Genomic DNA, 13,248 nt, shown 5'->3' with positions numbered 1-13,248 from the left:
AAAGCGCCCACACAGTTTGTCTTCTATTTCTTAATGAACCCGCCCCGAAGGCGTGATGCGTATTCTACTCATCTCAACTCCCTTGTCAAACACTTTTTTTGTTTTTTTGTGAATTTTTTTAATCACCTATTTATCACTCTTTCTTGCTTATCCTTTATATGTGAATAGAGTCAGGTATAGCACAAAGCCGTCATTCCTTTCTAAAAATCATTGGTAAATGAGCCACTATAATATGTACTTGACAGGAGATAAATTATTATCTGCGCCATTATTTATTCTAAAGGTCTGGTACTTCTTATTATTTTTTGCTAATCTTCGCAACTCAACTATGGTGGCTCTATTGGTCCCTTCGCGACGATAGATTGTGAACCCCGTCAGGCCCGGAAGGGAGCAGCGGTAACGATTGATTCGGGCGCCGGAGTGTGGCTCTTAGAGCTGCCACCCAATTTGTGAAGCCCTATGAGCTATTTGGCACTGGCACGTAAATGGCGACCACGTACCTTTTCTCAACTGGTTGGCCAGGAGCATATAAACAAGGCATTAATCAATTCGCTTAACCAGCAGCGATTGCATCATGCTTATCTTTTTACCGGCACACGCGGCGTGGGTAAAACCAGTGTCGCCCGTCTTTTGGCAAAAGCACTTAATTGTGAGCAAGGGATCAGTGCGAATCCTTGCCTTCAATGTGATGCCTGTCTTGCCATAGAACAAGGCCGCTTTATTGATTTGCTCGAAATTGACGGCGCATCAAGAACACGCGTGGAAGATACTCGGGAACTTCTTGACAATGTGCAATACGCACCAACAAATGGTCGGTTTAAAATCTACTTGATTGATGAAGTACATATGCTTTCACAGCACAGCTTCAACGCACTGCTAAAGACCCTGGAAGAACCGCCTGCTCATGTGAAGTTTTTATTAGCAACAACCGACCCGCAAAAGTTACCAGTGACCGTGCTCTCACGTTGCCTGCAATTTACCCTTAAGCATTTGCCTGCACAATTAATTAGCCAGCATTTACAGGCTATTCTTAATGAAGAAAATATCCCTTTTGAACCCGAAGCAATCGACATACTAGCAAAAGCCGCAAAAGGCAGCATGCGAGATGCATTAAGTTTATTGGATCAAGCAATTGCAACTTGTAACGACAATTTAAGCGCCCAGGAAATTAAAAGTATTCTAGGTTATACGCAGCAGGATTATGCAATGCAGTTACTCCATGCGTTAGCAGCCCTGGATGCGCCTCGGCTGGTTTCCTACAGTCGCCAGATTGCAAGTGAGGGAGGACACTTTCGTTATGTCCTTGAGCAGTTAACTGATTATCTGCATCAAATTACAGTTAGCCAGAGTATTCCAGGTGATAATCCTTTAATTAATCCTGACCCGCAGATAAGTGCACTCGCCAAGCAGTTTGCCCCTGAAGACATTCAGTTATTTTATCAAATTGCTATCAAGGGCTCTGAAGAAATGCATTTGGCGCCAACACTGCCAATAGGTTTTGAAATGGTCCTGCTTCGTATGCTGACTTTCAGGCCTGCGCCCAAAGCAGAGAAACCAGTTCTTGCTTATGAAAAAGCATCCGAAACCAGGTTAAATACAGAATCAACTACTCAGGATCTGCCTGTAGTTGAATCACCTGCTGCCCCTTTTACCGCGAAACCACTTCTGGAGCAGGTTTTAACGGAGTCTAACGCTTCTGAAGCAGTCACCACATCCGAGAACAAACCCACAACAGAAGAAAAATGGAGTGACATATTAAGCCAGCTTAAACTCTCAGGCCTGGCATTAAATGCGGCTGAAAATACGGAGCTTATAGAAAAATCAGGACAAGACATTTTTTTTCGCGTTGCCAAAGGCCATCTATCCTTATTTACCCCAACTATAATCAACCGCATAGAACAGGCTCTAACTGCTTATTATAAAGAAGCCATTAAAATTTCTTTAAACTCCGATGAACCGGTGCAATTGTCTCCGGCACAACAAAAGCAAATCATGCAAAACCAGCGTTTGCAAGGCGCGGAACAATCGATAGAGGACGATGCTGTTTTTCAGCAGATAAAACAAGAATTTTCTGCTGAATTGGTCAAAAATTCTATTGTCCCTGTCAAAGATGAATTATAATAAACTAATAAGTCCTAAAGAGAGGTCAAAATGGATATCAATCAAAATCTTGGCAACCTGATGAAAGAAGCCCAGAAAATGCAACAACGTATGCAAGAAGCGCAAAAGCAATTAAGCCAGCTTATTGTAAAAGGTGTTTCCGGTAGCGGCATGGTAGAAATTGAAATGAATGGGCGTCATGATGTAACAAAGGTAAAAATCAGTGCCTCATTAATGGAAGAAGACGTTGAAATGATGGAGGATTTGGTAGCTGCTGCAGTTAATGATGCAGTACGCAAGGTAGAAAAAGCGTCTAAAGCAAAGATTAGTGAATTAACTGCCGGTCTTAATATTCCTGCTGACTTCATGGAAGATGAGGATAGGGAATAAGCCAGCTGATGAATGCATTAACCCGCTTGGTAGATGCATTGCGTTGTCTGCCTGGGATTGGTCCAAAATCCGCACAGCGCATGGTGTTTCATTTGCTGCAATATCAACGCCAGCGAGGCTTGCATCTTGCTTCTTGTCTGGAAGAAGCAATGCATGCCATTCAACATTGTAAGCGTTGCAATAATTATACAGAGATGGAGCTGTGCGGACTTTGTCAAAACCCTGCACGTGATTTAAAGACACTTTGCATTGTAGAGACGCCCGCAGACGTTATGGCTATCGAACAAAGCGGAGTCTTTAATGGCTGCTACTATGTGTTAATGGGAAAAATCTCGCCCCTTGACGGCCTTGGCCCTGAAGAGATCGGCTTGCCACGGCTCCATGCGCTTGTTGAAAAAGAACAGATAAAAGAAGTTATCCTTGCCCTCAGTCCTACACTTGAAGGCCAGACAACCATTCATTTTATCCATGAATTACTGAAAGGTTGTCCGATACATATCAGCCAACTTGCACATGGTATTCCTTCTGGAGGCGAGCTGGAGTTTTTAGACAGTAATACCATTGGTAATGCACTAAGAAATCGGGCTGCAGTCAATGTATAGGTTTATATACAAAATAAACTTTCTGCTTCACTGCTTTGCTCTTGCTCTCTGTTTACTCTTTGTCAACAATGCCGTAAGTGCCCCGATTCATAAAAGTCTATGGCCCATATGGGAAACAAATAACCCGCTGTCCAAAGCTACCATCACTCATAATGAATGGCAGCTATTTCTTGATAAGCGGATTGTTACCAACGAGGAAAGGATTAATCTGGTTGATTACGCCAACCTTAGCGATACAGACTATGAGCTACTTAAAAATTACATCAACAGGCTAAGCCGCATCGATATTGATGCTTATAATCGTAATGAGCAACTTGCTTTTTGGTTAAACCTTTACAATGCACTCATCGTGAAGGTTATCGCCGATTACTATCCTATTGGCAGTGTTGAAGAGATAAACATTTCTCCCGGACTGTTCAGCATAGGACCCTGGGGAGCCAAATTAATTACGATTAATGGTACTTTGTTATCTTTAGATGAAATTAATAACCGCATTATCCGTCCTATATGGAACGACCCCCGCACCCATTATGCAATCAATAATGGTTCAATTGGTGCTGCCAACCTCCGAAAAAAAGCTTATCAGGGTGAGACAATTGAAGCTGCACTTAATGAAGTCGCCTCTGAGTATATCAACTCGCTTCGAGGTGTACAGGTCATAGAAGGAAAACTGATTGTATCCAAAATTTATGATTGGTATAACGAAGATTTTGGCGGCTCAAAACAAGATATTATCACTCACCTTAAACAGTTTGCCAAAGAACCTTTACGCAGCCAGTTAAAACATACCAATACTATCGATGGTTACGTCTATAATTGGCATTTAAACAGTACAATTATTCCAAAGCCGTGAACACATTTTCTTTCCGCCATTATTTTATTAATTTTGCCCTGTATAATCTTGTCTTTCTAGTGTTGCAGTTTCTCTATGTCCTTTCCCAAAGCGGTAGTTTTCTGTTTCTTAAAGCGATACCACTCCCCTTATGGGTTCATCTTGAATTAGTTTATGCGGGAGTCATCCAGGTGCTCCTTTACCTCCTGTTAACCTTACTGCAGACACTATGGCTTTGGGGGATCGCCTATTATCCCAAGAAATGCACGCTGGATAGCAAACAACTTGCTATTTACATTCTTTCTGTCACCGCCCTGTTAAGTACTAATTGTTATTTTTTCCCCTTGAGCACCTTCAGCCGGATATTTATACCCCCTATCCCTTTAAGCCTAATCAAGTTAATCATGATTTTTTCTTTGCTGAGCCTCATCCTGCTCTCGCTAAATACCCTGCTGAAAGCCTGTTTTCGATACCCGCTGACCATGACAGCCATCTTATTGCTGTCAGCAGGGATAACGCTTACAGAATTTACTTTCCGCAATCAATCACTGTCCGTAGCTAAAACCATTAGTCAGCTGCAGGCTCCAAACTTGATAATAATAGGTGTTGACTCTATAGGTCCTGGGAATATCAATGCAAAAGACACCCCCAATCTTTATCGGTTTTTAGGCGAGAGTGTGCACTTTACAGAAGCAATCAGCCCTCTGGCGCGCACTTATGCAGCCTGGACCAGCATCCTTACTGGCCTTTATCCGCTTCATCATGGAGTTCGATATAATCTGATGCCTCCCGGGCAGATAAAGAATTTGGAGAGCTTTGCCTGGGTCTTGCAACAAAAAGGCTACCATACTGTTTTTGCCACCGACGAACGACGATTTAGCCCCATGGATAAAGAGTTTGGATTCCAGGAAATTATTGCCCCTAAACTGGGAGTCAATGATCTCTTGTTAGGCACTTTTTACGATTTTCCTTTAAGCAATTTTTTAATCAATTTACCGATAAGCCGTTGGCTATTTCCATATAACCATATTAATCGCGCCAGCCATTTCTCTTACTACCCAGAGAGCTTTAATCGGGCACTGGCAAAATCGGTAACACAACAGGACCCTCAAAAACCCTTGTTTATGGCCGTCCACTTCGCTCTTCCCCACTGGCCTTATGCATGGGCGACGTCCACTTTTGCTGAGGTACGAGATGAATATTCTGTGGAAACAAAAGAACAATCCTATTTGAATGCTGTTCGGGAAGCAGACAACCAGGTCGGTATTTTCCTGAATAATTTAAATCAGGCTGGGTTGCTGAATAATAGCATGGTCATTCTACTCAGTGATCATGGGGAGGTTCTCTATGAGCCAGGAACCCGTATGACAAAACGTGCTAATTATACAGGAGATACACCCGACAAATTGGCAGATTATTTTATCCGCAATACATCAACTACTTTGGAAATCAGCACGGGTCATGGTTCTGATTTACTCAGCCCCTCTCAATTCCATTGTTTGCTTGGGTTTAAGATCTTTAAACACAATCAACTGGGTATTACCCCAAAAACCATCACGACACGTGTAGCCCTGATTGATATCGCACCAACTGTATATTCTTTTTTAGATCTTTCTCTTAAAAGAAACTTTGATGGTATCTCCCTATTCGATGCCATTATCAGTAACCACTCGCTGCCAGAACAGCGATTTTTCCTGTTGGAAAGCGGCGAACTGCCAAACCAGATTGTTTCAAAAGAGCAAGCCAGAATACTGGGGAAATTATTTTATAGAGTTAACCCTGATAACAATCAGCTTCAGTTACGTGAAGACAGGCTTCCTGCTCTTGACGCATTAAAGCTATATGCCATTTTGCAGGAAGATTGGCTTGTGGCTCTTTATCCTGATGACAATGAATACCTCACGGTTATTTTACGTTTAAGTGATGGAAAATGGACAGACGATTTGAATTCATCTTTTGCCCAGACTTCTCCAGTTAAGCCTATGCTAAAGCAATTACAGCAGTTTTATAAAGAAGAACTCGCTACATACCCTAAATCAAGAGTTAGCCTCGACCTCATCGAATAACTGGCCAATTCTTTTGTTTTCATTAATAGCTGACCGCTGATAAAGTGACATGATTCTGCTGACTGCGTTAATGTTACGACGTCCAGGAGCCACTGGCTTGTGACTATCACGGGCATAAGGTGCGGTAATGATATGGCGTTTAGTTAATTCGTCCCGGACAGCCTCCATCACAACATTTAACGCCTTATAAACTTCTTCAATGGCCTCCATATGCTCCTTGGCAGGAATCGGCAATGAGGGAATTTCCTGTCCCTCTAATACAGCAGCCAGAGTCCGCATCAAATAGCGGCTGTCTTTATTGGAAAAATAACCATAAAGATCAAGACACTCTGTGGTCGACAGTTGCTGAAACAAATGCTGCATCTGCTGAGGAAAATCAGAATGCTCCTGAATAGCCTCTGCATCCATTGCCAACTGCAATTGTAACGTCATAACCGTATCTATTAAACAATCCGGATTAAACCAGAACTTATAAGCCCGAAATAGCTCATATACCTTACTCTTATATAGCAAGCCGCCTGTACTTAATGTGACAGGACGCCATGCTTTCAAAGCCAGGATAATCATATCCTTTGTTTCACCGGAGGGATTAATAGCAATCCCCTGCGGCAACTCATCCCCATGAAACAAATAATCATTGGCTTTGCTAATCCCTCTTTGTTTTAAGGCTTGAAGCACCGTCTGATGTATCATTTCAATGAAATGGTGAAGCAACGAAAGCCTGGTTCTGACTGAGATCAATTTTTCAGGATGCAAAACCTGTTCAAACAATTGATGGGGGTTTAGCTTATAGAAAAAGATACTGTTAATCAGCGATACCATTTCCTCTTGTTCAAATAAAGCAGCCAATTGCAGCAACTCTTTGTTATTCAATTGGGCTAAAACCGCCATGGACGTCATTAAATTTTCAGCCGACTCATTGGCAAAGGCGACAACAGTCAACAGCCACTCGGAAGTTGAATACGTTCCTATTATTGCTCTTAATCTACCGGTCAATGCTCGTTGATTAAGCTCCACAAATTGTGGCTGCATCCCATTGAGTAGAATTTGCAGGTATTGATAATGCTGTTTCAACTGACTAACTATCTCTATTTCACCAGCCAAGGAAGTCGTTAATATCAGCTGTTGCTTCAAGGTTTGAATTGTGACATAACAACGTGAGGGAATATTGTCAGGCAAAATTACATCAGCTTCTTCAATAAAATCCGGGTTAAGGATTTGTAAAAGCCTCTCATATTTTAAAGCCATTTCCGAGCAAAATTGTGCTGCCTCCCGCGTTTTGAGACGAGCATTTTTCCCATCACCCATTACCCGCTGTAAACGACTGTCTAATTGTTTAATTTCATATTTAAGCAATGCTTTATCATAACAAGCATCATCCGTTAACCAATTGGCAACAAACCGTTTAATGTCCCGCATCCCTGGTGCCTCCTCAAGCATTATCTGAAGCTGAATGCTTCCTCCTGAGCATCCCATTACAGTTTCAATATGTTTAGGGAAATTGCCCTTGTTGGCTTGAATGTTACGGCTTAATTCTCATTTTAATGGTAAATAACAAATCTGTATATTTTTTATATCATCGGCACTTAGGCAAAAAACTTAATGGTTCAGAAAACTGCATCCTCTGAAATCGCCAGTTGCAGAGCCAGTCGCAAAATCCACAATAAACAGTATAATTCCCATATCTGTTAATAGTGATAAGAGGAAGTTATGTCATCGCATCGAAAATACCTGTTAATTATTGACGATGCTCCAGTGGAAGGACAAGTCATAGAGTATTTTTCTAATTTTGATTATGACCTTGTTCAACAATCTGATTTTTCATTATTGGGAACAGAATCAGAGCCACCGGCTGCCGTACTGATTAACGGAGCGCTAGTCCAGGCCAACCAATCGATAATAGTCAACCTGTACCAACGATACCCCGTGCCATTGATAATTATTTCCGATCGTGCAGATGAAAATATGTGTGTTCAAATGCTGGAAGCAGGAGCAGATGATTTTCTAGTCAAACCCCTTCATCCCCGTGAATTACACGCCCGCCTAAGCGCCATAACCCGGCGGGTTCAACGTGCGACTAAAGATGCCGAACTGGAAAAAGAAGTGCTTTTATTCGCAAATTGGCGCCTTTATCCGGCCTCGAGGCAAGTTTTTGATGACATGACCCATGAGGAACTGCAATTAAGTGCAGGAGAATACGAGCTATTGCTCGCCTTTGTACAACAGCCTCAGCGAGTTTTAGGGCGTGAATATTTATTACAACTCACTAAAAATAGTGACTTGACCCCTTTTGATCGACGAATCGACGTACAGATTAGCAGGCTAAGACAAAAAATTGAAACCGATGCTAAAAAGCCTGCACTTATTAAAACAATACGAAACGGCGGCTATTTGTTTACCGCCCATGTATTGACCCTTAAAGAAGCTAATAAAATAAGCTGACTATTTTCTGATGCGTTAATCACTGTCATGAGACTATTTAACAAAAATAAACGCAAATTTGATCAAAGCAGCCTCAATTTACAGCCAGATAATCTCATAACGACAGCCTCTAACCATTGGGATTTTTCTTTACTTTAAGCACGCGCACGGTTTTTATCATGTTTTCGCCTACCTTGAGAACTTCTATACGAAAATTTTCAATTTGCACACAGCACTCTGCTGGCGGGATATAGCCTAAATGCTCAATTATTAAACCACTTAAGGTCCTTGGCCCCAATAAAGGCAACTGCCAGTTTAACAACCGCTTTAAATGACGCAGGGTAATACTTGCGTCAATTATCACCGAGCCATCATCCTGTTGGATGATATCTCTGCTCAAATCAGCAATATCTGTGGTAAATTCACCTACAATCTCCTCAAGGATATCCTCCATAGTGACCAAACCTTGCAAATCACCATATTCATCAACCACAAAGCAACTTCGCTTCTTCATTTTACGAAAATTCAAAATCTGAACATTTAATGGTGTAGCCTCGGGAATAAAGTAAGGCGCATCCGTAATTTTCAATAAATTATCCATATCCAGACGCTCTTCAAGAGCCAGGTTAAGCACGCTTCTTACATGAACCATACCGACAAGATTATCAATAGTATCCCTGTAAAGAGGTAACCGGGTATGTTGTGCTGTCTCCAGTTGCTCCAATAATTCATGCCAGGATTGCTCAAGATCAAGACCAATAATATCCGCCTTGGGGATCATGATATCCTCTACTGTCGCCTGCTCTAAATCCAGTAAGCTTATCAGCATGCTTTTATGCTCAACCGGCAAAAAGCCTCCTGCTTCATGAACAACCGAGCGCAACTCCTCTCCTGATAACGTTTCCCTTTGTACCTTACCTACAGAAACTCCAAATAAATAGAGGATTGAATTGCTTATCCAACTGATAATCCGGACAATCGGCGCCATCATTGATTGCATAATTTTTAATGGTAATGAGACAGCAAAAGCAATCTGCTGAGGATGTAGTGCCGCCAGGGTTTTGGGCGTCATTTCAGAGAAAACTAAAACAAGCAAGGTAAGCAATACCGTAGCCATAGCCATCCCTGCATCCCCATATAAGCGCTGGCCAATCACCGTCGCCACCATGGAAGCCACAATATTTGCGAACGTGTTACCAATTAAGATGACCCCCAATAATCTGTCGGGGCGAGTTAACATTTGATTCACTCGAATTGCCTGCTTGTTATTCTTTTTTACCAGATGCCGCAACCGATAACGGTTCAGTGACATCATGCCAATTTCTGACCCGGAAAAAAAAGCGGAAACAACAATCAGGATAAGGAGGACGATTGAAAGCGTTAATAGCGAAAACTGCACTGCGGTTTCCTCAAAGTCTTAAACACCACATATTAAACTGATATTGACTCACCGACAATGAAGTGAGTCACTTGTCATTATGGTAATTTCAGGAGAGTCTTTTCTCTGACCACTGGCATTATTTCATCCGCAGCTTTAATAATATATTCATCATGGTATGATTCTGCCCTGGGTTCTGTGAACCAATTTTTTCGCAAAGCGAAAATGTGGGTGATTGAGTACCATGGTGTCTTTGAATGAGGCGAATAGCTGACTCTATTTAACGAATTCAAAGATATCATGGTGCCAATTAGCCGCATTTGCAGCTGTGAAAATTTTGGTTCACAGAACCTAGGTAAGGCATTAATAGTTTAGTAACCTTACTTACTATTATGCTATAGTAACCGGTTACAGTATCTTTTTTATTAGAGCATTCGTCATGTTTGAGAATTTAACTGAACGTTTAACCCGAGCTTTCAAAAATCTGAGCGGACAAGGGCGCTTGACTGAAGAAAACATGCAGCAGGCGCTGCGTGAAGTCCGCCTGTCGTTACTTGAGGCCGATGTAGCATTTCCTGTTGTAAAAGAGTTTATTGAACAAATCAAGCAAAAAGCCTTAGGCCAGGAAGTAGCCGGCGCTTTAAAGCCTGATCAGGTGCTAATCAAAATAGTGCACGATGAATTAGTTCATGTTTTAGGCGATGCACGCGCTGAACTGGATTTTAAAACGCAGCCTCCTGCTGTTTTTTTAATGGCCGGTCTGCAGGGGTCAGGTAAAACGACCAGTACCGCCAAATTAGCGCGCTATCTTAAAGAAACGGAAAACAAGAAAGTCATGCTTGCCAGTGTAGATATCTACAGGCCTGCAGCCATCGAACAGTTAAAATTATTAGCCGAGCAGATTGATGTGGCTTTCTTTCCAGCGGAAGCCACAGAGCAACCATTAGCGATTGCCCAAAAGGCCCTGGATAGCGCAAAAAAACAATACATGGACGTCCTTATTCTTGATACTGCCGGACGTTTGCACATCGATACTGACATGATGTCAGAAATAAAAGCTTTGCACAAAGCCATTAATCCAATAGAAACCCTGTTTGTTGTTGATAGCATGACAGGTCAAGATGCTGCCAACACAGCAAAGGCTTTCCACGATGCCTTACCTCTAACCGGTGTAATCCTGACCAAAACAGATGGTGATGCCCGTGGTGGTGCTGCCCTTTCGGTAAAGCATATTACCGGCCAACCCATCAAATTCTTAGGTAGCGGAGAGAAAATTGAGGCGCTTGAGCCTTTTTATCCCGACAGGATTGCCTCACGTATCCTGGGAATGGGGGATATTCTTACCTTAATTGAAGAAGTAGAGCGCAAAGCGGATAAGCAAGCAAGTGAAAAGCTGGCTAAAAAACTTAAGAAAGGCAAAGGGTTTGATTTGGAAGATTTCAAGCTACAGCTCCTGCAGATGAACAAAATGGGAGGCGTAGCAGGCATGATGAGTAAACTCCCCGGCATGGGTCAGTTGCCCCAAAAAGCGATGAGCCAGATTAATGATAAGGCAATGAATCAAACCATTGCGATTATTAACTCGATGACGCCGAAAGAACGCCGTATTCCTAAAATAATAGTTGGCTCACGTAAAAAACGGATTGCCATGGGCTCAGGAACCCAGATTCAGGATGTCAACCGCCTGCTCAAACAATTTGAACAAATGCAGAAAATGATGAAAAAATTCACCAAGCCAGGTGGCATGAAGCAGATGATGCGCGGAGTCGGAGGAATGACCGGTATGAAAGGACTATTTCCAGGAGTAGACTCATTTCCTGACGATGAGCGCAAATAATTCTGCTAATCACTTCCAATGCCGAGTTAATTTTCGTACAATACACGGCATTTTTACGTAACCACTCTTAAGAAGAGGAACATAATGGTAGTTATACGTTTATCAAGAGCAGGCGCGAAAAAGCGTCCTTTCTATAACATGGTTGTTACTGACAGTCGCAAACGGCGTGATGGTAACTACATCGAGCGCATTGGCTATTTCAACCCTATCGCTCGAGGACAAGAAGTTCGTTTACATTTGGAAATGGATAAATTGGCCCATTGGCAAAGTGTAGGTGCTCAATTATCCGACCGCGTTCGCGCCTTAGTTAACGAATATAAAAAGAACGCTAACGCAGAATAAAGTGGGAAAAGCTACTGATTGGATTGTTGTCGGTCGTTTCGGTCGCCCGCACGGGATTAAAGGCTTTATCACTATTCATTCTTTTACTGAACCTCGTGATAATATCCTGAAATATAGTGACTGGCATGTTTGCATAGCCAAACAATGGCAACCACTGAATTTGCTGCATGTAGAAATAAATGAGAAAGCCATTCTCGCGCAAGTTAAAGGTTATCATGGGCGTGAAGAGGTTGCAGCCTTGACTAATGTAGAGATCGCCATTAGTCGGAAACAACTTCCTTCACTCAAGCCAGGCGAGTATTACTGGCATGAGCTTATTGGCATGCAAGTAATTGACCAGCAAGACACACCATTGGGTACTGTAGTGGACATTATGCCCACGGGCTCCAACGATGTTTTGGTTATAAAAGGCGATAAGCGGCACTTGATTCCGTATTTACCAGATCAGTTTATTACTGACATAAATCCTGTTCAGGGTGTGATCAGGGTTAATTGGGATACGGATTTTTAGTTATGTTACATTTGGGGATAATAACCCTGTTGCCCGATATGTTTGAAGTACTAAAGCATGGAGTAATCGGAAGGGCAATCGGGCAAAACATAGCCAAGCTGGATTTATGGAATCCACGTGACTGGGGACTTGGGGCTTACCGTCAGGTTGATGACAAGCCTTATGGCGGCGGTCCGGGCATGGTGATGCGGTATGAGCCTTTACATCAGGCAATTAATCATGCCAAAACCCAGATGCCAGCTTCTTGCAAGGTTATTTATCTAAGCCCCCAGGGGAAGTTAATTAACCAATCTGATTTAAATCAGATTGCAAGTGCAAAGCAGTCATTGCTTTTTATAGCAGGACGATATGAAGGAATAGATGAACGTATCATCACTCATCATGTAGATGAGGAGTGGTCGTTGGGAGATTTTGTTTTAAGCGGCGGTGAATTGGCAGCCATGGTATTCATTGATGCGATTATTCGCTTGTTGCCTGGAAGCCTCGGGCGTTTGCAATCAGCCGAGCAAGATTCGTTTATGAATGGCTTGCTCGACTACCCGCACTACACCAGGCCAGCGACCGTTAATGATCTGGAGGTTCCATCGGTGCTGCTGGGTGGTAACCATCGGGATATTGAGCGCTGGCGCAGAAAGCAAAGTCTTGGCAGAACCTGGCTTAAGCGGCCGGATTTATTAAAAAAAATGCAGTTAAGTGACGCAGACAAGCGGCTACTTACCGAGTTTAAGAGCGAACAGGGTAATTCCTGCTAGATCTAACTGTTCTACCA

12 protein-coding genes and 1 other RNA gene are annotated in these 13,248 nt (G+C 42.5%); 11 read left to right on the top strand and 2 right to left on the bottom strand.

The window, feature by feature from the left end:
- Window positions 1–338 precede the first annotated feature (338 nt).
- The 6 genes from ffs (at window position 339) to E1O65_RS07460 (ending at window position 5,990) form a co-directional block, all read left to right on the top strand.
- An RNA gene (ffs, locus tag E1O65_RS07485) (signal recognition particle sRNA small type) lies at window positions 339–435 on the top strand.
- A gap of 24 nt (window positions 436–459) precedes the next feature.
- On the top strand, window positions 460–2,121 hold the full coding sequence (dnaX, locus tag E1O65_RS07480) for a DNA polymerase III subunit gamma/tau (protein WP_133132978.1): 1,662 nt from the start codon (window positions 460–462) through the stop codon (window positions 2,119–2,121).
- A 30-nt stretch (window positions 2,122–2,151) separates the two neighbouring features.
- Entirely contained in the window at window positions 2,152–2,490 is a 339-nt protein-coding gene (locus tag E1O65_RS07475; RefSeq protein ID WP_133132977.1) for a YbaB/EbfC family nucleoid-associated protein, read from the top strand.
- 8 nt (window positions 2,491–2,498) lie between these two features.
- On the top strand, window positions 2,499–3,092 hold the full coding sequence (recR, locus tag E1O65_RS07470) for a recombination mediator RecR (RefSeq protein ID WP_133132976.1): 594 nt from the start codon (window positions 2,499–2,501) through the stop codon (window positions 3,090–3,092).
- Window positions 3,085–3,945: a DUF547 domain-containing protein gene (locus E1O65_RS07465; RefSeq protein WP_133132975.1), complete on the top strand. Its 861-nt coding sequence runs from the start codon at window positions 3,085–3,087 to the stop codon at window positions 3,943–3,945. The genes recR and E1O65_RS07465 overlap by 8 nt, the downstream gene beginning before the upstream one ends.
- Window positions 3,942–5,990, top strand: coding sequence for a sulfatase-like hydrolase/transferase (locus E1O65_RS07460; RefSeq protein WP_133132974.1), 2,049 nt, complete (start codon window positions 3,942–3,944; stop codon window positions 5,988–5,990). The genes E1O65_RS07465 and E1O65_RS07460 overlap by 4 nt, the downstream gene beginning before the upstream one ends.
- Here E1O65_RS07460 and E1O65_RS07455 read toward each other — a convergent pair.
- Entirely contained in the window at window positions 5,961–7,409 is a 1,449-nt protein-coding gene (locus tag E1O65_RS07455) for a hypothetical protein (RefSeq protein ID WP_133132973.1), read from the bottom strand. The two genes, E1O65_RS07460 and E1O65_RS07455, sit on opposite strands and share 30 nt — an antisense overlap.
- Before the next feature lie 291 nt (window positions 7,410–7,700).
- Here E1O65_RS07455 and E1O65_RS07450 point away from each other — a divergent pair, with 291 nt between their 5' ends.
- Complete coding sequence (locus tag E1O65_RS07450; RefSeq protein WP_133132972.1) at window positions 7,701–8,432, top strand: response regulator transcription factor; 732 nt, start codon at window positions 7,701–7,703, stop codon at window positions 8,430–8,432.
- 109 nt (window positions 8,433–8,541) lie between these two features.
- Here E1O65_RS07450 and E1O65_RS07445 read toward each other — a convergent pair whose 3' ends face one another.
- Window positions 8,542–9,810: an HlyC/CorC family transporter gene (locus E1O65_RS07445; RefSeq protein WP_133132971.1), complete on the bottom strand. Its 1,269-nt coding sequence runs from the start codon at window positions 9,808–9,810 to the stop codon at window positions 8,542–8,544.
- Between the two features lie 418 nt (window positions 9,811–10,228).
- On the opposite strand from E1O65_RS07445, the gene ffh reads away from it, so the two are divergent.
- From ffh to trmD, 4 genes are all read left to right on the top strand, one after another.
- Window positions 10,229–11,626, top strand: a complete 1,398-nt coding sequence (gene ffh / locus E1O65_RS07440) for a signal recognition particle protein (RefSeq protein WP_133132970.1) — start codon at window positions 10,229–10,231, stop codon at window positions 11,624–11,626.
- A gap of 84 nt (window positions 11,627–11,710) precedes the next feature.
- Window positions 11,711–11,968, top strand: a complete 258-nt coding sequence (gene rpsP, locus E1O65_RS07435; protein WP_133132969.1) for a 30S ribosomal protein S16 — start codon at window positions 11,711–11,713, stop codon at window positions 11,966–11,968.
- Between the two features lies 1 nt (window position 11,969).
- Complete coding sequence (rimM, locus tag E1O65_RS07430) at window positions 11,970–12,479, top strand: ribosome maturation factor RimM (protein WP_133132968.1); 510 nt, start codon at window positions 11,970–11,972, stop codon at window positions 12,477–12,479.
- A 2-nt stretch (window positions 12,480–12,481) separates the two neighbouring features.
- On the top strand, window positions 12,482–13,231 hold the full coding sequence (trmD, locus tag E1O65_RS07425; RefSeq protein ID WP_165474930.1) for a tRNA (guanosine(37)-N1)-methyltransferase TrmD: 750 nt from the start codon (window positions 12,482–12,484) through the stop codon (window positions 13,229–13,231).
- Window positions 13,232–13,248: the final 17 nt, after the last annotated feature.

The organism is Legionella sp. W10-070 (assembly GCF_900640175.1).
GTDB lineage: Bacteria > Pseudomonadota > Gammaproteobacteria > Legionellales > Legionellaceae > Tatlockia.
Note: the sequence above shows the minus strand (reverse complement) of the source record. Positions and strands in the feature narration are given on the sequence as shown.

Excerpts from the sequence above, each read along its gene's own strand:
- dnaX (WP_133132978.1), top strand. The coding sequence starts at position 460 with ATGAGCTATTTGGCACTGGCACGTAAATGGCGACCACGTACCTTTTCT.
- E1O65_RS07475 (WP_133132977.1), top strand. The coding sequence starts at position 2,152 with ATGGATATCAATCAAAATCTTGGCAACCTGATGAAAGAAGCCCAGAAA.
- recR (WP_133132976.1), top strand. The coding sequence starts at position 2,499 with ATGAATGCATTAACCCGCTTGGTAGATGCATTGCGTTGTCTGCCTGGG.
- E1O65_RS07465 (WP_133132975.1), top strand. The coding sequence starts at position 3,085 with ATGTATAGGTTTATATACAAAATAAACTTTCTGCTTCACTGCTTTGCT.
- E1O65_RS07455 (WP_133132973.1), bottom strand. The coding sequence starts at position 7,409 with ATGCGGGACATTAAACGGTTTGTTGCCAATTGGTTAACGGATGATGCT.
- E1O65_RS07450 (WP_133132972.1), top strand. The coding sequence starts at position 7,701 with ATGTCATCGCATCGAAAATACCTGTTAATTATTGACGATGCTCCAGTG.
- ffh (WP_133132970.1), top strand. The coding sequence starts at position 10,229 with ATGTTTGAGAATTTAACTGAACGTTTAACCCGAGCTTTCAAAAATCTG.
- rpsP (WP_133132969.1), top strand. The coding sequence starts at position 11,711 with ATGGTAGTTATACGTTTATCAAGAGCAGGCGCGAAAAAGCGTCCTTTC.
- trmD (WP_165474930.1), top strand. The coding sequence starts at position 12,482 with ATGTTACATTTGGGGATAATAACCCTGTTGCCCGATATGTTTGAAGTA.